This is a genomic window from Thermodesulfobacteriota bacterium, from assembly GCA_031082315.1.
GTDB lineage: Bacteria > Desulfobacterota > QYQD01 > QYQD01 > QYQD01 > QYQD01.
The window spans coordinates 1-20079 of the sequence record JAVHLC010000004.1 but is presented as its reverse complement, the minus strand read 5'-3'; the positions used below and the strand labels follow the sequence as shown (position 1 = coordinate 20079).

General features: G+C 48.2%; 21 protein-coding genes. 10 read left to right on the top strand and 11 right to left on the bottom strand.

The features are described from left to right. Window positions 1-82: 82 nt before the first annotated feature. The 4 genes from RDU59_04980 to RDU59_04965 all read left to right on the top strand — a co-directional run bounded on the left by RDU59_04980 (window position 83) and on the right by RDU59_04965 (window position 3045). Complete coding sequence (locus RDU59_04980; protein MDQ7837827.1) at window positions 83-628, top strand: epoxyqueuosine reductase QueH; 546 nt, start codon at window positions 83-85, stop codon at window positions 626-628. Between the two features lie 156 nt (window positions 629-784). After that, window positions 785-1009, top strand: a complete 225-nt coding sequence (locus RDU59_04975; protein ID MDQ7837826.1) for a DUF2905 domain-containing protein — start codon at window positions 785-787, stop codon at window positions 1007-1009. Window positions 1010-1298: 289 nt separating this feature from the next. Continuing rightward, window positions 1299-2165 carry a zinc metalloprotease HtpX gene (gene htpX, locus RDU59_04970; protein ID MDQ7837825.1) on the top strand — a complete coding sequence of 289 codons (867 nt, stop codon included), beginning with the start codon at window positions 1299-1301 and terminating at the stop codon, window positions 2163-2165. Between the two features lie 13 nt (window positions 2166-2178). After that, complete coding sequence (locus RDU59_04965) at window positions 2179-3045, top strand: DMT family transporter (protein MDQ7837824.1); 867 nt, start codon at window positions 2179-2181, stop codon at window positions 3043-3045. Between the two features lie 6 nt (window positions 3046-3051). On the opposite strand, the gene RDU59_04960 is transcribed toward RDU59_04965, so the two are convergent. Both RDU59_04960 and RDU59_04955 read right to left on the bottom strand, forming a co-directional pair. Then, window positions 3052-3345, bottom strand: coding sequence for a LapA family protein (locus RDU59_04960; protein ID MDQ7837823.1), 294 nt, complete (start codon window positions 3343-3345; stop codon window positions 3052-3054). A gap of 267 nt (window positions 3346-3612) precedes the next feature. Then, entirely contained in the window at window positions 3613-4125 is a 513-nt protein-coding gene (locus RDU59_04955; GenBank protein ID MDQ7837822.1) for a ferritin family protein, read from the bottom strand. A 194-nt stretch (window positions 4126-4319) separates the two neighbouring features. On the opposite strand from RDU59_04955, the gene RDU59_04950 reads away from it, so the two are divergent. The 5 genes from RDU59_04950 (at window position 4320) to RDU59_04930 (ending at window position 13583) form a co-directional block, all read left to right on the top strand. Then, a complete protein-coding gene (locus RDU59_04950) occupies window positions 4320-6719 on the top strand; it encodes a PAS domain S-box protein (protein ID MDQ7837821.1) in 2400 nt (799 codons plus the stop codon). A 484-nt stretch (window positions 6720-7203) separates the two neighbouring features. Continuing rightward, window positions 7204-8160 (top strand): hypothetical protein, encoded by a 957-nt coding sequence (locus tag RDU59_04945; GenBank protein ID MDQ7837820.1) that lies wholly within the window; start codon window positions 7204-7206, stop codon window positions 8158-8160. 250 nt (window positions 8161-8410) lie between these two features. Continuing rightward, complete coding sequence (gene ispG / locus RDU59_04940; protein MDQ7837819.1) at window positions 8411-9541, top strand: flavodoxin-dependent (E)-4-hydroxy-3-methylbut-2-enyl-diphosphate synthase; 1131 nt, start codon at window positions 8411-8413, stop codon at window positions 9539-9541. 186 nt (window positions 9542-9727) lie between these two features. Next, window positions 9728-11449 carry a proline--tRNA ligase gene (locus RDU59_04935; protein MDQ7837818.1) on the top strand — a complete coding sequence of 574 codons (1722 nt, stop codon included), beginning with the start codon at window positions 9728-9730 and terminating at the stop codon, window positions 11447-11449. Then, window positions 11442-13583, top strand: coding sequence for a bifunctional (p)ppGpp synthetase/guanosine-3',5'-bis(diphosphate) 3'-pyrophosphohydrolase (locus RDU59_04930; protein MDQ7837817.1), 2142 nt, complete (start codon window positions 11442-11444; stop codon window positions 13581-13583). The genes RDU59_04935 and RDU59_04930 overlap by 8 nt, the downstream gene beginning before the upstream one ends. Before the next feature lie 2 nt (window positions 13584-13585). On the opposite strand, the gene rpmB is transcribed toward RDU59_04930, so the two are convergent. Beyond that, window positions 13586-13777: a 50S ribosomal protein L28 gene (rpmB, locus tag RDU59_04925; GenBank protein ID MDQ7837816.1), complete on the bottom strand. Its 192-nt coding sequence runs from the start codon at window positions 13775-13777 to the stop codon at window positions 13586-13588. A 289-nt stretch (window positions 13778-14066) separates the two neighbouring features. Here rpmB and RDU59_04920 point away from each other — a divergent pair, with 289 nt between their 5' ends. Beyond that, window positions 14067-14552: a PilZ domain-containing protein gene (locus RDU59_04920; protein MDQ7837815.1), complete on the top strand. Its 486-nt coding sequence runs from the start codon at window positions 14067-14069 to the stop codon at window positions 14550-14552. 201 nt (window positions 14553-14753) lie between these two features. On the opposite strand, the gene RDU59_04915 is transcribed toward RDU59_04920, so the two are convergent. The 8 genes from RDU59_04915 to RDU59_04880 form a co-directional block, all read right to left on the bottom strand. Next, entirely contained in the window at window positions 14754-15854 is a 1101-nt protein-coding gene (locus tag RDU59_04915) for an aminopeptidase P family protein (GenBank protein ID MDQ7837814.1), read from the bottom strand. A 36-nt stretch (window positions 15855-15890) separates the two neighbouring features. Next, window positions 15891-16472, bottom strand: coding sequence for a hypothetical protein (locus tag RDU59_04910; GenBank protein MDQ7837813.1), 582 nt, complete (start codon window positions 16470-16472; stop codon window positions 15891-15893). Between the two features lie 285 nt (window positions 16473-16757). Beyond that, entirely contained in the window at window positions 16758-16988 is a 231-nt protein-coding gene (locus RDU59_04905; GenBank protein ID MDQ7837812.1) for a type II toxin-antitoxin system HicA family toxin, read from the bottom strand. Next, entirely contained in the window at window positions 16985-17209 is a 225-nt protein-coding gene (locus RDU59_04900) for a type II toxin-antitoxin system HicB family antitoxin (GenBank protein MDQ7837811.1), read from the bottom strand. Before RDU59_04900 ends, RDU59_04905 begins: the two co-directional genes overlap by 4 nt. Window positions 17210-17459: 250 nt before the next feature. Continuing rightward, complete coding sequence (locus RDU59_04895; GenBank protein ID MDQ7837810.1) at window positions 17460-17897, bottom strand: hypothetical protein; 438 nt, start codon at window positions 17895-17897, stop codon at window positions 17460-17462. A 151-nt stretch (window positions 17898-18048) separates the two neighbouring features. Then, window positions 18049-18831, bottom strand: coding sequence for a hypothetical protein (locus tag RDU59_04890; protein MDQ7837809.1), 783 nt, complete (start codon window positions 18829-18831; stop codon window positions 18049-18051). 4 nt (window positions 18832-18835) lie between these two features. After that, window positions 18836-19519 carry a hypothetical protein gene (locus RDU59_04885; protein ID MDQ7837808.1) on the bottom strand — a complete coding sequence of 228 codons (684 nt, stop codon included), beginning with the start codon at window positions 19517-19519 and terminating at the stop codon, window positions 18836-18838. A 51-nt stretch (window positions 19520-19570) separates the two neighbouring features. Further along, window positions 19571-20079: IS3 family transposase (locus tag RDU59_04880; protein ID MDQ7837807.1), on the bottom strand; the 509-nt coding region annotated here is incomplete at its 5' end.

The window sequence follows — 20079 nt, the reverse complement described above, 5'->3', positions numbered from 1 at the left end:
CCTCGCCATTTTTGTATGGCCCTCCTTGATTCCTCATAATTCATATCGTATAATAGCGCAAATCCTAAACACTGAATCCGGCATGAACCTATTACTCCACATCTGCTGCGCTCCCTGCACTATTTACCCCTTGAAGGTGCTGCGTGGCGAGGGTATGCGCATTACCGGTTTTTTCTACAATCCCAATATCCACCCCTACCTGGAATTTAAAAGGCGTTTGGATACGTTAAAGGAGTATTCCAGACAGGCCGAATTGGACGTCATCTATGATGAGACCTATTATTTGCGGGAGTTTTTGCGTGCGGTGGTCGGCCATGAGGATGAGCGCTGCGGCCTCTGCTATACCCTGCGCTTGAGGGAGGCGGCCAGAGTGGCCCGGAAGGAGAAATGCGATGCCTTTGCCACCACCCTCCTTTACAGCCGGTACCAAAAACATGAGCTTATAATCAGGACGGCTGAAGATATGGCGAAGGAATATGGCATTCCATTTTATTATCATGACTTTCGGGAAGGATGGCAGGAGGGGATTGATAAGTCAAAGGCCCTTAATCTGTACCGGCAACCGTATTGTGGCTGTATTTACAGCGAGCAGGAACGATATGACCGGAGGGTTAGAAATAGCTATTAGCTGTCAGCGGTCAGCTATCAGCTCGGAAGGTAACCGCAGGTCATGCCTCCGGGAAGATCTGCCTTTGGCACGACCTTAGCCTGCGTAAGTTATTTATCAGCAATCGGCATCCCGTAGGATTAGGTGTCTCGCCTGTCCTGAATAAGAGGAACGTCTATGAATGGCTTTTTTCAGTTAGGCAAGATACTTATTGTGCTGGGCCTGGTTATAGCCGGCGTGGGGCTCCTCTTTACCCTGGGAGGCAAGATCCCCTGGATCGGCCGACTTCCGGGCGACATTTATATCAAGCGTAAGAATTTTACCTTTTACTTCCCCCTGGCTACAAGCCTGCTCATCAGTATTATTCTGACGCTGATCTTTATGTTGTTCCGGCGGAAGTAAGTTACGCTGGATTTACCGCAGAGCACGCAGAGACAGAAGTCAGGTGAGACAGACTGCAGAAGTTAGAAAACAGCTATCAGAAGGTCGAGGGGGCCTTCTTGACTTATATGACACCGATGGTTAATATAAACAAAAAGCGATCAGCAGTCAGCATTCAGCTTAACATGCTGTTTGTCTTGATTTTTTGCTGAGAGCTGACGGCTGATGGCTGAAAGCGTGAATCCGGAAACGATAGTTTCCGGATGAGCGCTAACTAACAAACGGAGGATGTGAATTGGCCATGGGTAAGATGGGCAATATGTTTAAGACATTTATATTAATGGCGGCATTGACCGCCCTGTTTATGCTGGCCGGACAGGCCATCGGAGGCCGGCAGGGATTAATCTTTGCATTAGTGATGGCCTTTTTGATGAATTTTTTTGCCTACTGGTTTAGTGACAAACTGGCCTTAAAGATGAGCGGAGCACAGGAGGTTGACAAGACCAAGGCCCCCCAGTTGCACCAGGTAGTTGAAGACTTGGTAGTAAGGGCCGGGTTACCTAAGCCCCGCCTTTATATTATTCCGTCGGATACCCCCAATGCCTTTGCCACGGGTCGAAACCCGGAGCATGCCGCGGTGGCCGTGACTTCCGGGATCATGCGGACCTTAAATCCGGATGAGCTTCGGGGCGTTCTGGCCCATGAGCTGGCCCATATAAAGAACCGGGACATATTAATCAGTTCCATAGCGGCGGTGCTGGCCGGAGCCATAAGTTATCTGGCTACTATGGCCCAGTGGGCCATGTTCTTTGGCGGTGGCCGCAGCGATGACGAAGAGGGCGGCAGCGGCAATCTTGTCAGCAGCATCTTAATGATGATACTGGCTCCGATTGCGGCCATGCTCATCCAGATGGCCATATCCCGGAGCCGGGAGTATCTGGCCGACGCCACGGGCGCGAAGATAGCCGGTCAACCTCTATTTTTGGCCAATGCCCTGACCAAACTGGAAGAATGGAATCACCGTCTGCCCATGGATGTCAATCCGGCCCAGGCCCAGATGTATATTGTAAATCCCTTGACCGGGCAGCGCTTTGCCAGCCTGTTCAGCACCCACCCGCCCATAAAAGAACGCGTGGCCCGGCTGCGGCAGATGGCCGGCCAGGGCGCTCTCGCCTGAGTCAGGCAGGCGTGTGTTCTGGCTCCCTCTGGCCCTTATCTCTGCCGCGTCCATAGCGACTATAGATGCGCTTACCAAACGGTTCCTCTCCCGACTGACGGTTTTTGAGATGGCGGCGGCACGGCTATCCTTTAGCCTGCCATTATTTTTAATCCTGTTGTTTTTTATCCCGGTACCACACCTGGATACAACCTTCTACCTGACGGTTTTTCTGGCCCTGCCCCTGGAAATAACCGCTTTTTTTCTTTATATGCGGGCCATTCAGGCCTCGCCTCTTTCTCTCGCCATTCCGTTCCTGTCCTTTACACCGGTCTTCCTTATCTTAACCGGCAGGTTGATACTGGGAGAGGAACTCAGCACCCGGGGTATTCTTGGGATTATATCCGTGGTGTTGGGCAGCTATGTATTAAACCTGCGGGAGTGTAAGAACGGCTTCCTGGGGCCGTTTGTGGCTATCAAGAGGGAGAAAGGCTCCTGGCTGATGCTGATAGTGGCCTTTTTATATGCGGTTACCGCTGCCCTGGGCAAAAAAGCCATACAACACTCCAGCGTCATTTTTTTCGGCCCTTTTTACTTTCTGATGCTGGGACTTATTATCCCCGGATGTTCACTGGTTACCGGGAAGGCTACCTGGCAGGGTCTGAAGAGGGTTTTTTATCCCGGTCTATTTATCGGCATCCTTATGGTCATCATGGTCTTAAGCCACATGGCCGCCATTAGCCGGGTTGAGGCCGCATATATGATTGCTGTTAAACGAACCGGTATCCTTTTCAGCGTCCTCTACGGCGCTTTTTTATTCAAGGAGGAGAATATCGGAGAGAGATTTTGGGGCGCAGTCTTAATGCTGGCCGGGGTGGTTATTATAGCCGTATGGGCATAAGCAGGATCAGATGGCCGGAGGTGGTTCCGGGGTTTTTTCTTCCGGGGGCTTAGCCTTGGCTATGTCCTTTTCCAGGGCTTCTATCTTTTCTCTGTAAGCCCGCCGTTTCTTGAGGCGGCCGGGCAGGGTAAGCAGCAAGGCCGTAATAAGTCCGGCCGTAAAAAAAGAGAGAAGGTATAAGACCAGAGACCCTTCAAAATGCCAGAAGAGGAAATGGATCATAACTACATGGGCGTTTTGTATGGCGAAGACGGCCACCATAGTCACGATTATCAAAGCCAGGATCAGGTAGAATTCCATAAACTAACGAAGCGCACCTTAGGTATGATAATTTGTAACACTTTAGGTGTTTGAAACAGTCCTACATTCAGAAAAGGCTATTAATCTGGAACTCAGAAAATCAGGAAAAGATAGACCCTCTTTATTTGGGTTTGCACTTCCCTGAGTTCCTGATTTCCAGATTTGATATGTTTCTTTGCACTTTTTATCATGCATTTTCAAAACGTTAAATTGTTACGATAATTTTATTTTGAGCTGACGGCTGATAGCTGACCGCTGAAGGCTCAATTAATCAAGCATTATCTTTTCTTTCTTTTCCAACCAGGCTGCCGGGTCGGTCAGGTAATCATAAGCATCAAACAGGGCCAGGTAATGGCCTCTTTCCTCATAAGAAAGCAGGACAAAGAACCTTTTGGTAAAGGGGCTATGCGCCTCTTTCGCCAGCCCGTCATACAGGGCTATGCTTTTTTCTTCCATACCCATGGCTGTCTTGATAGCCTCAAGGTCGCTGCTTTCAGCCGGGGCCTTATCTTTTAATTTGCCGGTAGCCTTCTTAAATACATCCTGTATGGCTGAGGATGGTCTTACAAGGTTAAGCTTTTCAGGCAACTTAGCTCTTTTCTGCAAGGTACTATAGATTTCTTCGATTTTCTTTAAATGTATTTTTTCTTCCGCGGCAAGCTGCCTGAACAGTTTTTGGGCGAATGGGGTGATGCTTTTTCCCGCGGCCTTTAAATAGTATGCCTCACCGTCTATTTCCAGTTGCATGGCCGTTTTAAGAGCGGTTAACTTTTCCGGCATGTCTCCCTCCTGTATTTAAGACGTTTTGTCAAGAATCATTTATATCATGTTTATGTTATGTTAATATTTAATATCCTGTCAAGTGAAAACCTGGTTTTTACCGTGGGCTTATTTTATTTCCAGAATAGCCGATAAAATGATAAGTAGGTCTATGACCTAATGATGGGTGTATCCGCAACTTTTGGGAGTAGTGTGTGAGTAGCAATCAGCCGATAAATACTGTCATCATTGGTGGCGGGCCTGGATGCAAGGCGGTTTTAGAGCTTTTTGAACGCGTGGAAATGCTTAAAACCAACGTCCAGGGTGTGGCGGACATTAACGCGGAATCCCCGGGTCTTAAATACGCAAAGGAGAAAGGGCTTCTGACCACAACCGATTACCATAAATTTTATACACTGCCCAACCTTGACCTTATCATTGAGCTTACCGGAAATGATCGGGTGCTGGAGGAGATTTTACAGACCAGGCCGGCGCATGTAAGGGTCATGGATCATGTTACCGCCAGGCTGTTCTGGGATGTCATCCAGATAGAAGAGCAGAAGATAAAGATGGAAGAAAAATACCTGGCCGAGAAAAAACTGAGCGAGGCCAGAGAAAAATACGAGATCCTGGTCAAAAATATCAGCGACATCGTTTTCTCACTCGACCTGAACGGCAAGATTATATATGTCAACCCGGTAGTTAAGGCTATCCTTGGGTACAGCCCGGCGGACCTGATGGGGCAAAATTTTTGTGACTTGCTTTCCCCTGAAGATTGGCCGGCAATAGATAATATCCTGGCCACCGCTAAAGGTACATATTGTTTTGAATGTAGAATCAGGGATACAGCCGGGAATGAAAAGATCATGCAAATTTCCGGATACCCCATAATACAGGACGGCCAGAAAGTAGGATTTTCCGGGGTGGCGCGGGATATCACCGAACGGATAAAGGCCGAAAAAAACCTTAAAAGATCTAATGAGATTTTCAAGGCCATACATAATTTGACGTTTGAGACGACCAGGGGATCAGGCAGTTTTTTTAATGCCCTTTGCGAGAAGACCCATCAGCTTTTTGGGGGGAGCTTTATCATTATTTGCCATAAGGGAAAAGATGGCCTGGTCTTTAAGGGATCTTATAATCTTCCGCCGGAGCTGGTTAAGGCATACCGGTGTCCTATGAATAAGACGCTCTGCGCAGAGGTTGTCAAGACGGGGCGAATACTTTATGTCCGTAATCTGCAAGACACCGTTCCTTATAAAGACTATGATAATGTTATAAGATTTGGGATGGTATCTTATCTTGGTATCCCCCTCCACTCGTCCGAAAGGGGTACCATCGGCACGCTGGGATTTTTTGACCGTGAAGAGCATGTTTTCAGTGAAGAAGATATAAAACTCTTTGAGATATTCGCCCAACGGGCCAGTATTGAGCTGGAAAAAGAGGTAAGGGAACGTGAAAGGGAACTACTTCAGGAGCAGCTTTTCCAGGCCCAGAAGATGGAGGCTATCGGCACCCTGGCCGGGGGTATAGCCCATGATTTTAACAATCTCCTGAGTGGCATCCTGGGTTATGCCTCATATGGCAAGATGCTGCTCTCTGAGGGCCATCCAGTCTATCGGCATATCGAGATCATCGAAAAATCCGCAGAGCGGGCGGCCGAATTGGTCAGACAGATGCTGGGCTTCGCCCGTGGCGGAAAGTACCAGGTCGGGAAGATAAATTGTAACCAGATCATGGAGGAAGTAGTAGGGCTTCTTTCAAGAACCATAGACAAAAGCATCTCTATCGAGACCCACCTTGCTTCTGATTTAGCCATAATTCTTGCGGATATGGTCCAGATCCAGCAGGTAATCCTGAATATATGCATAAATGCCCGTGATGCCATGCCCCAGGGCGGCCGCCTGATCCTGGAGACGGCAAATGTCACCCTGGATGAAATTTATGCGCGAAAGCATTTAGGCGCTGCCCCCGGAAAGTATATCCTTATTTCCATAAGCGACACCGGTATGGGCATAGAACCGGCAATCAAAAAACGTATTTTTGAACCTTTCTTCACGACCAAGGAGAAGGGAAAGGGGACCGGCCTGGGACTGGCCATGGTCTATGGCATTGTAAAGAGTCACGGCGGATATGTAAATTTTTATAGTGAGAAAGGGCGGGGGACCCGCTTTAATATCTATCTGCCCATATCACAGAAAGATGGTCCTGCCATACCGATAGTCGAACCGGAGATGATGCGTGAAGGGAAGGAGACCATCCTGCTGATCGATGATGAGGAAGTGATTCGCGATATGGGAAAGGAGGCGCTTGAATCCTTAGGTTATAAGGTACTGTTGGCCCGGGATGGCGCTGAGGCCATTGAAGTATACTCCATGGAGAAGGAGAATATTGATTTGGCGATTCTGGATATTGTCATGCCCAGGATCGGCGGTAAAAAGACTTTTAAAAAACTGAAGGAGATCAATCCAAAGATTAAGGTTATTATTTCTTCCGGCTACAGTGTAAACGGCGAGGCCCAGGATATGTTAAACTCAGGGGCTAGCGGCTTTATCCAAAAACCCTACAGAGTGGATGAGTTGTCTGCAACGGTCAGGCGGGCATTGGATACATAGCTATCAGCGCTCAGCGGGGAAAGACTGATGGGTCATGGCTCATAGCTGATAGCTCATGGTTGATAGTTCATAGCTGAAGGCTTGACATTAACCTCCTATTTTTTTTTATTCCTAAATCCAGCGATAATATTGCAAGAACAAGCAAATCCGTCATTCCCGCGGAAGCGGGAATCCAGCCTATTAAGGAACTGGATTCCGCATCAAGTGCGGAATGACATTTTTTATCGCTGGATTTGGGTTGTTTATCCCCCTCCTTCGTGATCTCTCCAGCGAATAGTCACCATTTTCCTGTTGACGACAGGAAACGTTTGGCATAAATTTGTAAGCGAATAAATCTGATCAATTCGTAAAAATGCCCTTTTACCGCAGAGTGCGCAGAGAAAAACTGTAAACTATTCAATATATTATCTCGGCGTTCTCGGCGATCTCTACGGTAAAATTTTACTTTTTACGAGATTATCAAATTTGATATGGTGTATGCTTAATGGGCTTCGTTCTGCTGAGAAAAGCGGCTGCTGTGTCTGAGGGTGATCTGAGGGACTTTATTGGCCAATACCCGGCTGAAGTGCAGGAAGGGCTTACCATTCTTAAGCGGGATATGGAGATGGATGACTTCCTGGTCGATTTTTTTGGCCATGATCGCGAGCGTCGTCTTACTATATTACAGGTGCGGCCAAGTAATCTCGAAGCCCATCTTCTTTCCAGTCTGGCTGCCATAGGATGGATACTTGGACATAAGGACTATTTCTCAAATTTATATGGCCGGGAGGCGCTTAATTTTGATTTGATGCCCCGGCTGATTCTAGTCAGCCCTTATTTTTCCCCATCCCTGATTGCCTCGACCAGTTTTATTAAGGGCGTTGATCTTGTTTTCTACTCGGCTAATATTTTCCAGGTAGATACAGGTAGGGCTACCGGATCTGAACCCGTCCGGGGTATTCAATTAGAACGCATCTTTTTGAACAAAACAAGTAGGGGAGAACCGCACGCCCCGGCGCATCTGCGAAAGGCTGCCCTCCGCAGCCATGTTTACGCTATTGAAGAAAAATGGTTGAGGGATATTTGTATCGATTTTATAAAAAAATTGAAGGAGTGCATTCCTCTAGTCAGGTTATTTACCCGTCCGGACGGGTTAGTCTTGCGTTTACCCGGTGATGAAACCGTTTATGTAAACACCGGTCGTGATTATTTTCAGGTACATCTGGCCAAACGGGAATACAGTTCCAGGCCGATCCGGTCGTTAGAGGGTTACAGGCAGTTCTGGGAAGAATTTGAGGCATTTTTAAAGGGCTTGGGCCAGACGCCGGGTAGAGAAAAAGAGGAAGAGATGGGCCGTGGGGAGACAGGGAAGATTCAAGAGAGAAGAAAGGGTCTCCCCGGCGTAATCAGCTTAAGGGAAAATTTTATCCGCACCTTTCCGGCCACAAACACCTTACAATAGCTATCAGCCTTCAGCTTTCAGCTATCAGCGGAAACAATGCCTTATATAAATCTCCCCTCGCCCCCCTTGAGTAAAGAGGGGTATCCGTTAAATCCCCCTTTGGAAAAGGGGGATACAGGGGGATTTTAAGGCAACATTTGTTAGATTTTACCTATGGAGTCGGTTGTTCTTTATTGAAGTTGACAAAAGGGCTGTTTTCAGTAATTATGCCTTTGTATTTCGATATCTTATTGTATTTAAAGGTAAAAACATGCGAAGAAGGTATTCCAGACAGATTAGGGTCGGGCCGCTGGCTATCGGGGGAGATGCCCCGGTGGTAGTACAATCCATGACCAACACCTTTACCCGGGACGTCGGAGGTACAGTCAGACAAATCCACCGCCTGGAGAAGGCCGGCTGTGAGGTGGTACGCGTAGCTGTTCCTGACCCGGAGTCTGCCGAGGCCATTAAGGCCATCAGGAAGAAGATACATATACCCCTTATCGCCGACATCCATTTCGATTACCGCCTGGCCCTGGCTGCTATTAAGGCCGGCGCCGACGGCGTAAGGATTAACCCCGGTAATATCGGAGGCATAAAGAAACTGGCCGAGGTGGTGGCTGCTGCTAAAGGCGCCGGCATTGCCATGCGGATCGGTGTGAACTCCGGCTCGCTGGAGAAAGACATATTGAAGAAACATAGGTCGCCTACCGCCTCTGCCCTGGCCGAAAGCGCCCTGCGTAATATCGAGCTGGTAGAGGGTTTAGGCTTCGCAAATATAAAGGTATCGCTCAAGTCTTCGGACGTGCGCACTACTGTCGATGCCTATTGCGAACTGGCGGGTAAGGTGGATTATCCTCTGCACTTAGGGGTTACGGAGGCAGGAGGACTCTACCCGGGGACGGTCAAGTCCAGTATAGGCATCGGGCTTCTCCTGTATGAAGGCATCGGCGACACCCTCCGCGTCTCTCTGACCCGGGATCCGGTTGAAGAGGTCCGGGTGGGGTATGAGATATTGAGGGCGCTCGGCCTGCGCCAAAGGGGGCCGGAGATCATCTCCTGTCCTACCTGCGGACGCTGTGAAATTAACCTTTTTTCCCTGGTGGATAAGGTGGAGAAAAGGATAAGCCATATAACCACTCCTTTCAAGGTGGCCATAATGGGCTGTGTGGTCAACGGCCCGGGCGAGGCAAAAGAAGCCGATATCGGCATGGCCGGGGGAAAGGGAGTCGGGATTATTTTCCGCCACGGTAAGCTCCTGAAAAAAGTGAAAGAGGCGGAACTCGTGGATACCCTGGTGGAAGAGATAGAGACGATGGAAGCGGAATCCGAAAGACAAACCACAGAGTACACCGAGAAAAGCAAGAATTTTCAAGAAATGAAAAGAAAAAGACAGAGCTAAGTGCTCTTCGGATCTCTGTGTGCTCCAAAGCAGTTTCTTAGACATTTTGGAAGAAAGAAGGAAAATATCCGGAGGTCACAGAGGGAAGAAAACAAAGCGTGCTTTAATTTATTGACATTACGATTTTCTCTGTGTTCTCTGTGGTTAATCTTTGGCAATGCGACTATATACAGAAAGGGAAAGAGAATGCGATTTAGCCGGTTTTTTCTGCCTACTTTAAAAGAGACTCCTGCGGAAGCGGAAGTAATAAGCCACAAACTAATGCTACGGGCCGGTATGATACGAAAGCTGGCCGCGGGCATTTATTCCTACCTGCCCCTTGGGCTGCGGGTTTTGCGTAAAGTAGAGGCCATCGTAAGGGAAGAGATGAATAAGGCCGGAGCCCAGGAGGTGGTTCTGCCTATGGTGCAGCCTGCGGAATTATGGCAGGAGAGCGGCCGCTGGGAGTTCTACGGAAAAGAGTTGTTGCGTTTCAAGGATCGCCACGCGCGCGACTATTGTCTGGGGCCCACACATGAAGAGGTTATTACCGATTTGGTGCGGCGTGAGGTGCGTTCTTATCGGGATATGCCGTTAAATCTTTATCAGATACAGACCAAATTCAGGGATGAGATCAGGCCGCGTTTTGGGTTAATGCGGGGCCGCGAATTTGTTATGAAGGATGGATACAGCTTTGATGTGGATGAGAAGGCCTCGGAAAAGACTTATTTAGCCATGTATGCGGCCTATCAAAATATTTTTCGCCGCCTGGGCCTCCAATTCAGGGCGGTGGAGGCCGATACGGGCAGCATAGGCGGCAGTTTTTCACACGAGTTCATGGTGTTGGCAGAGACCGGGGAGGACACTATCGTAAGCTGCACCGTTTGTGACTATGCGGCCAATATAGAGAAGGCCGAAGTGGTCTGGTCTGAAAAAGAGCAGATAAAAAGTAATACACCTCCCCGGCCCATAGAGAAGGTAGCTACCCCCGGAAAGAGGACGGTAGAGGAAGTAACATCTTTCCTGGGCATACCGCCGCAGCAATTGCTAAAGACGCTCATTTTTGTAGTTGACGGCCAGCCGGTGGCGGTCCTGGCGCGCGGCGACCACGAGGTCAATGAGATTAAATTAAAAAATTTACTCCAGGCCCGGGAAATTGCCCTGGCTGATGAGGCATTAATTCGCCGCATTACAGGCGCGCCGGTTGGTTACAGCGGCCCGGTGGGCCTCGCGGTAAAAATAGTGGCGGATCAGGCCATACGCGGCATGTACGACTGCGTGGCAGGGGCCAATGAGGAAGGGCATCACCTTATCCATGTGGACGCCGGCCGGGACATCCATGCAGACCTTTATGGTGATATACGGTCGGTCACGGCCGGGGACCTTTGCCCCCGGTGCGGGCAGGCTATAAGACTCTCCCGCGGCATTGAGGTGGGGCATATCTTCCGTCTGGGAACTAAATACAGTGAGGGACTTAAGGCTACTTACCTCGACGGAGAGGGGCAGGAACGTCACATGGTCATGGGCTGCTATGGAATCGGCGTCAGCCGCATAGTAGCTGCGGCTATTGAGCAAAACCACGATGAAAGCGGTATAATATTCCCGGTGGCCATTGCCCCCTTTGATGTCCTGCTTCTGCCGGTTAATGTAAATGATGCGGCCATCAGGGAGGCAGCGGAGGATATCTATCACGAGCTCTTATCCGGGGGATTCGACGTCCTCCTGGATGACCGCGATGAACGGGCCGGGATAAAATTTAAGGATGCCGACCTGACAGGCATTCCCTTCCGCATAACCATAGGCACGAAGTTTATTAAAGAGGGTCTGCTGGAAATAAAGGTGCGCGGCACGGGCGAAATCCTGTTCGTTACCAGGGAACAGTTCATTCAGACCCTCCTGAACATGCTCCGGAAAGCGATAGATGGTTAGGTTAAACGATATATTAGAACAGGTTCAGGCTTATCTTCCCGGGGCCGATCTCAGTCCCATTGAAAAGGCTTACATTTTTTCGGCCAGGGTGCATGAAGGACAGAAACGCTTATCCGGCGAGCCGTATCTGTCTCATCCCCTGGAAGTGGCTTACATCCTGACCCAGATGCGGCTTGACGTCGTCACCGTGGCCTGTGGTCTGCTGCATGATACCGTGGAGGATACCCTTACTACTCTGGAAGAGATCAAGGAGCTTTTTGGTGAGGATATAGCCCGGGTCGTTGACGGTGTGACCAAGATCAGCCGGATGCCCTTAAGCAGTCGTATCGAGGAACAGGCGGGGAATGTCCGCAAGATGATCCTGGCCATGTCTGATGATATAAGGGTGTTGCTCGTCAAATTGGCCGACCGCATACATAACATGCGCACTCTCAGTTACCAGACCGAGGCCAAGAGAATCAAGATAGCCCGTGAGACTATGGATATATATGCGCCGCTGGCCGGACGCATGGGTATCGAGTGGATCAAAAGAGAGTTGGAAGACCTGTCTTTTTCATACATTCATCCGGAGACCTATCAGGACATTAAGGAGAAGCTGGAAAAGAGTCTGGGTGAAAGTAAGGAATATATAGAAGAGGTTAAAGGCATCATAAAAGCTAAAATGGCCGGGTATGGAATCGAGTGCGAAGTGCGGGGCCGCCCTAAGCATATATACAGCATATATAAGAAGATGGTGCGGCAAAACCTCCCTCTGGAACAGATTTACGATGTTATCGCCTTTCGTCTAATCCTGAAGACCGTCAAAGAATGTTATGAGGCCCTGGGGATAATCCACTCTATATGGATGCCGGTGCCCGGGCGCTTCAAAGATTACGTCAGTCTCCCCAAGGCCAATATGTATCAATCCCTGCATACCACGGTCATCGGCCCGTATGGGCGGCGGATGGAGGTGCAGATCAGAACGGAAGAGATGGATAAAGTGGCCCGGGCCGGCATCGCCGCCCATTGGATGTATAAAGAGGATAAGGGCTTTTCCGAGGAGGAGAGCCGGCGATTTGCGTGGTTGAAGCAGCTTTTAGAATGGCAAAAAGACCTTAAGGACCCGCGGGAGTTTCTGGAGTCGGTGCGTGTTGATCTCTATCCCAACGATGTCTACGTGTTTACTCCCAAGGGCGAGGTAAAAGAATTTCCGCGGGGCGCTACGCCCGTAGATTTTGCTTACGCCATACATACCGAAGTCGGCCGCCAGTGTACAGGCGCCAAGGTTAACGGCCGACTGGTTCCTCTTAAATACGAGATGAAAAATGGCGATGTGGTGGAGATAATTACTGCGCCCCAGCATACTCCCAGCAAGGACTGGCTGAAATTTGTCAAGACCACCCGGGCCCGGACCAGAATTAAGCAATGGTTTAAGACCGAGGAACAGGAAAGCAGTGTAAGTCTGGGTAAAGAGATCTGTGAGAAGGAGTTCAGGAAGCATCAACTCAATCTGTCAAAATTGCTTAAATCTGAAGAATTGACAAAGGCGGCCACTGAACTCTCTTTTAGTTCGGTGGAGGATTTATTGGCCGGAGTCGGATACGGCAAGATATCCCCCCTTCAGATTGTCAGGAAACTTCTTCCCCAGGTTGCCGTTTCAGAGGAAGAACTTCCTGTGGCTGCGAAGATCAGCAAAAAAAAGGAAAAAATCCGGCCCGAAGGAATAAAGATTCGGGGGGTCGAAGATATTATGATTCGCTTTGGCCGGTGTTGCAATCCCTTGCCGGGTGATGACGTTGTAGGCTTTATCACCCGTGGCCGGGGGGTAACCGTCCATACCAGCAATTGCCGCAATATTGTCGATTCAGATTCCGAAAGAAGGGTCGATGTTCAGTGGGATGTCCGGGAAAAAACGGCGCACCCGGTTAAGGTCCGAGTGGTTACCATAGACAAGAAAGGCCTGCTTGCCGCTATAAGCAATGCCATCAGCGCCTGTGATGCAAACATAGTAGAGGCTGATATTCATACTACCTTAGACCACAAGGCCATATTGAACTTTATTCTCGAAGTGGTCGATACCTCACATCTGAAAACAGTGCTCAGGGCGGTTAAACACTTAGATGATGTAATTCGTGTAGAACGTCTGACGACATGACGTCAAGTGGCTTTTACTACTGATCCGGAGCGAAGACAACGCGTACAGACTACCATATAACGGGCGCTGTTACCCTGGGCCGCCTTTACTCTTTTCAGGTTAGGATACCATCTGCGTTTTGTTTTATTATTGGCATGACTTACATTATTCCCTACACGCGGCCGTTTCCCACAAATTTCACATACCTTAGACATAAAGACCTCCTTCAAGATCTGAAGACCAAAATCGTAAGAGAGGGCTAATTTAACACAAAGTTATTTTTCCGCAAGTGCTTTTTAGCAGTCAGTGCTCAGCTATCAGCCTTCAGCTTAATATGTTGTTCATCTTGGATTTTTGCTGAAAGCTGACCGCTGATGGCTGATAGCGTGAAGCCGGCCTTTGGCCGGCTGAAGACTGGGCAGGATATTTTTGTTTTTTCAGAATGTTACGATAAGTCATTATGAAGCGTAAGCAGGCAGGGAACAGTCGTAAAGGAGAATAAGGTTGCACGAAGACCTGGAAAAAGAGCTGCAAGAACTCCGGCTGGAAAATAAGATATTACGACGCAGGGTCGTGGAACTGGAACGCAAACTGAACCAGGATAGACCTGCGCCCCGGAAAGTCGCCCCGGGCGAAGATCGCCGGCAAGAGCCGCGGATTGATATACTTTTAAAAGTGTCGGGTCTGGATGGTAAAGAGGCTATCCCGGCCTATGTTGTTAACCTTAACGAAAGCGGGATGTTATTGGAGGGTTACGAAAGCATTCCAGACGGCTCGTCTCTCTCTATCAAATTTCTTAATCCGCAACTGGATCAACCCACGGAGATCCATGGACATGTAGTGTGGGTACACCGTAATGCGGGTGATACCCCTTCCACCTATCAATGCGGTGTTATTTTTGAGGACTTAACGCCGGAGACGAGAAACGCCTTACGGATTCTATTGGATAAGGTTCGACTTACAGAGGACAATTTGTCTTATCAAGACTGACGGCTTCGTAAAAAGTAAAATTTACCGTTCGACAGGCTCACGGCCCTGAGCAAAGTCGAAGGGCCGCAGGCCGCCGAGGTTGGCGTAGGGGCAGGGCTTGCCCTGCCCAATAAGGGAATAAGGGCGCAGCAAGCAGCGCCCCTACGTTGCGGGTTACGGACTCTGCGTGCTCAGCGGTGAAAAGGCTTTTTTACGAGTTCATCAAGGCTGGAAATCATAAAATGTCTCATCATTATTCAAGACCCGGCAGCCGTGGTCTTCAATAACCACCATGTTTTCCAGGCGGACGCCGCCCCAGCCCGGGATATAGATGCCCGGTTCCACGGTAACTACCATACCGGCCTTTAAAGTATCTTTCGAACGTGGGCTTAGCGTTGGCCCTTCATGTACGGCCAGTCCTACGCCATGGCCTAATGAATGTCCGAAGGCCTGACCATAACCGGCCTTGCATATAATATCACGGGCGACCTTGTCTGCCTCCCTGGCTTTCAGGCCGGTTTTTAGTGAGGCTATAGCCGTGACCTGCGCTTTGCGCACCGTCTGATATATCTTTTTGAATTTTGCGCTGGGCTTTCCCAGCCAGAGGGTACGGGTCATATCCGAACAATAGCCATTTAAATGCGCCCCCATATCGATGATAATGGGTTCGCTTTCCCGGATAGGCCGGTCAGCGGGTGTGGCGTGGGGCTTGGCAGAGTTGGGGCCGGAGGCCACGATGGGCTCGAAGGATACGTCTTCCGCACCCATGCTGCGGGTCAATCTTTCGATCTCAAAGGCGATCTCTCTTTCTGTCATTCCCGGCCTCAGGATGCGGTTGATTTTAGAAAAGACGGCCTCGTTTAGGCGGATGGATTCCTCGATGTTTTTTAGTTCTTCCTCTGTCTTCTGTACCCTGATCTTTTCCACAATGCCTCTGGTAGAGATGAGCTTCAGGGCCGATAACCTGTGCAGGCGTTCATAGGCGCTGACCAGGAGGTAGTGACTTTCAAAGCCCAGCCGGCAAATCCCGTACCGGCGGGCCAGGCTTCCCAGAGTACGGGGCAGCCCCTGTCCGGATATAATCACTTTATACCCGGTTGCCTCTTCTTTGGCCTGTAGCTCATAGCGGCTGTCGGTCAACAGGATAAGCTGATCTCTGGAGATGAGAAGCGCTCCGGAGGACTCTGTTAACTGGCCGTCATGTGCCGTAAAACCGCTGAGATACCGCCTGTTCTCCGGCCTGGTAATCAAAAGGGCGTCTAATCTCTTGCCGCGGAGGGCCTGTCTTAGCGCGATAATCCTTTTTTGCTGCTCAAGAGTCATGGCTGGGTTGGTTAGTCAAACGAGGTGTGAAACAGGTCAGATAGTCCTTAAAAGTTCTTTCTGTTGTTCTAAAAACGCATCGAACTGGGCGTTTATTTCTGCTGAAATCTTGAGCCACTCTTCCTGAAACTGTGGCTGTTGTTCCGGATCTATTTTTACTTTCATGTGCGCCTGATCTTCCAGTTGTTTTTGCGCGTTGCCCATTTTCATCTCAAAACGGGCTCTGAGCTGCTTCCGGACATCAGATATGGTTTGTTTATATTGCCGGAAGGCCTCTTCTATTTGTGCCATTATCCTTCGGGCCTGTGAATTATTCCTTTTCAGGGTGAGCATCCCTTGTATGGCCCTTTTTACACCTTCTTCTATGTCTTCATCCCGGGGCAAGACTATATTGCGGAGTAGGGTCTCTTCCATACCTTTCAAGATATAAGGCCGGGCTTCGGCTGGTTTTTGCTCCAGCGCTTTTGTGAATTCCATATCTTCTCCCCGGAGGTAACGGGCGGTTAACCGCCGGCCTTCATCCAGGTATAGATTTTCTTTCAGCTCTTCTTTGGTAGCCCGGCCGATCTTCTCAGCCCGTTCCATGGCCTTTTCCAGGGCGCTTTTGATTTCCGCCATATTAATTTCACCTCAGTTCGAGATTTTTTACTATAACATGAATTTTAAAAGAGGCTAAAGGATTTTTGAGGCAAGTGGCGTAGAGTGGGCTTTTGCCCACCTTGCCCTCTGATTTTTTAGTACCTGAGCAATCTTTTCAAAGATTTTTTCTCTATTCATCATGTTTCACATCTTGCTGCGGAGTTCGGAATTTCGGACAACGTTTCGAGTGCTTGAGAAGCCCGATATTTCGGGATTTGGATGTTCAACCTCAAGCGCTCTGTTATTTGCCGTTACGGGCAAGGCTCATTTCAACAGTTCTTTGAACTTCTCTACCGTCATATCAGCATCTCTAAGAATGCTCGCCAACACCTTCGGATGAAGTATCTTACCTGAATGATATGGAACGGTTACTCTTCTGCCTTCTTTATTTTTGTATATTTTATGGCTTCCACTTTGTCGTGAAAAGAAATATCCGGCTTGTTCCAATGCCTTGATTGCTTCAGTAGCGGTTACCCTTGGTAATTTCTCACTCATACGGCTACTTCCATCAAGGTGAGACTTACGGATTCAGCCTGCGGAATATCTTCACCATTCTCAATCCTGTCTTCCACATGAAGACGAATAGCATCTTTAATGTTTCCCAAGACTTCCTCATAAGTATCACCCTGTGTGTAGCAACCCTGAAGCTCGGGACAAAAGGCAAAATAGCCGTCAATATCCTTTTCAATTATTACTGAAAACTTATATGCACCCATATTTAGACCTCCTATTTAAATTGACCTATAATAAATTAAACAGAATAACTTCATAACTTCCGAGAAGGGTGAAGCCTTCGGGTGTTAACCCCAAGCACTCTGTTTTTCTGCCGGTGCGGACAAATTCCTTTTAAATGATCGCGCCCGTCCCGTATGACCCTCATTCTTTTTTGTGGGCGATGACAAAATAATTTATGAATTTATGGACGCCCCGCCAGTCTATCCGTTTCCGCGCCATGAGGAAATCGGGCTACGAGGAAAGCCGCTGGATTTCTTGGGAGATACGGCCCGACAACGCGTGGTCACGGCTCAAGACCCCGCTTTTTGAGGTTACCTTGACCTCTGTTGTGAGCGAGGTTTTGGAGGTCAAGGCGACCAAGACCTTGGTCTCGCTAGCGGCGGCAAGGATAACAATCTGGCCCTCCGTTTTCTCCTCGCCTTCAACCGCCAAGCCGAGGTTTTTCAGAGCTTTTTTCGCCACCTGCGTTGCCTTGGGCAGAGCGGCATTGAGACAAAAAACAGTATCGGGGGCGGAAAACGGATTAGTAAACCCTCCATGCGTGGCCATAGTAGACACGCCATAAGTGGTTCCAATAATACTGGAACCGTACATCCCCACCGCAGGCAGGGCGGTACACCCTCCCGCAAAAAAAGGCCATATCAATAAAAATATCAAAAAGTTGTTCATCTCTTTGCCTCCTTTTCATGCGTCTTCCGATTCCTTCCCATCCTGCCCTTCCTCCTTCGAGTTCAGACAGGCTATCATCCACCTTATTCATCTGTCTAGTTTTTGGGGAGTATTATAACTGTCGGGCAAAATAGAGGCGTTTATTTTCCTCTTATTTTGACGGTCCCCAAATTTTTTCTTGATTATTATGCATAGCTAGAACTTGATGTTGAACCTCCATTCGCGATAACGAGCCATTCGTATATCCCTGAGCTGCAGCAAAAGGGATGTAGAATTGGTAGGATTCAGAGACCCTCGAAGCCTTAGCCGGGGCCCACCCAAAATTAGACATTTTTTGGGACATAAATTCATCCTCCCATTCTTTCTCGTTGATTACAACATTAGTATGAATTATTATCTCATAGCCATTAAAGCCAACCGGCGACTTACCTACTTTTGAAACAGGACGAATAAGGTTTGCTACAATACTGGTATAAAGGTCGTTCGCTCGATAACTCGAATCTGTTTTCCAACCAAAGAATTCATTTGTGTATTGCCCCTCCACAAAAAGGTAGCAACCCCCACGAGCATTGATAAAACCAATTCTTTTACAGACAAATAATGGGCGTCCTTTACTCTGGTCAATAACCTGGAGATTGCCTAAGGCCTGAAGGTCGGCATTATATTTTTCTGCCAAGGCTTTAAGTTTAGAATCACTGTAAGAACTAGTTGGCAGCACTACAGAAGAAGATTCAAAATGACCTGAGACTCCCCCAATGGGAATACCCCCAATCTGTATGCCTTCCATTCCAGCACATGCAGATAACACCAGTGTTAAAATTCCCAAAAAGAAACAATTACGGAACATATTCTCCCCCTTTTTCCTGCCTACAATGGCATATAACGTTCCCGTTGCAAAAGAAGCCCGAAAGGTTTGGACGTAAGTCTTTTGCAACGTGTTATCTGCCCGTAGCCAGCAAAGCATTTTTCAAAGCGTCTTCTTCCTTTTTTTTCATTGAGACAATTAATTTGGTTTCAAGATTGCCTTTTACATTATTTCTAATTAAGACAGACGTAAGTACACCAATAACAGTTGCCGCCAAAATACTTATAAATGCTGTCGCTCCGATATCTTCTTTAACTGGAACGACTAACATAAGATAAGACATTATGCCTACTATCCAACCAATTACAGTTGGGCTGCTTTTCTCTCTTTCTTTCTCTTTTGCTTGTTTTGCTGCAATTTCAGCAAACTCTTTTTGTATTTCTGGTTTCCATTCTTCATATCTTTTAAGTATCTCTTTCCGTATCAAATTCATGGTATTTTCAGAAAATTTATGACTACCTTGAATCGCTCTATGTCTCTCTTGGAGCACTATGAAATCTGCAAAAATGCTTTCTCTCTTTGTATAAGGCTCATTTTTAAAATATCCGTCTAACATGATTGCACTATTGGATAGCTCTATTTCATAAGCACCTCCCAATAAACTTAGAAGAGCAGTAGAACTATTATGCCAGTATAATTTTCCAGCAATTTCGTATAAAGAGTGTCTCATTAATTCATCTAATAAATCGGCAGGGAGATAATCAAACTTTTTTGAAGCATCTAAAAAGCTCTGCATCAAGTCATCATTGTTCTTCATTCCAAGTATATCCTGCAATGGGGTGTACTGTCAATAGTGGACAGGGCCACTTTAGGCAGCTCTCCTTTTAATAAAATATTTCTGTGCGAATACAGCCGGAGCAACGTTGCCTATAGCTGAGTGTCTCCGGATACGGTTGTAAAATATTTCAATGTACTCTTTGATCGCTGCTTCAGCCTCCATTCGTGTTGCAAACTTGCGCTGATACACCAACTCCATTTTTAAGGTACTCCATAGACTTTCAGTCGGGGCATTGTCATAGCAGTTGCCGCGACGTGACATAGAAGGACGCATTCCGGCAGCCTTTACCATTTTCTGGTAATTTGCCGAGCAGTACTGGCTTCCCCGGTCAGTATGCATAATACATCCCGGGAGAGGTCGACGATATTTGAGGGCCTTTCTAAGCGCATCCAGAACCAAGCCTTTTGTCATCCTGGGGCCCATGGCCTGCCCAACGGCCTCCTTTGTGTGAAAGTCTTTTACTGAAGCCAGATACAGCCAGCCCTCATCGGTTGAGATATAGGTAATATCAGCACCCCAGACCTCTCCTGGGCCTTGGG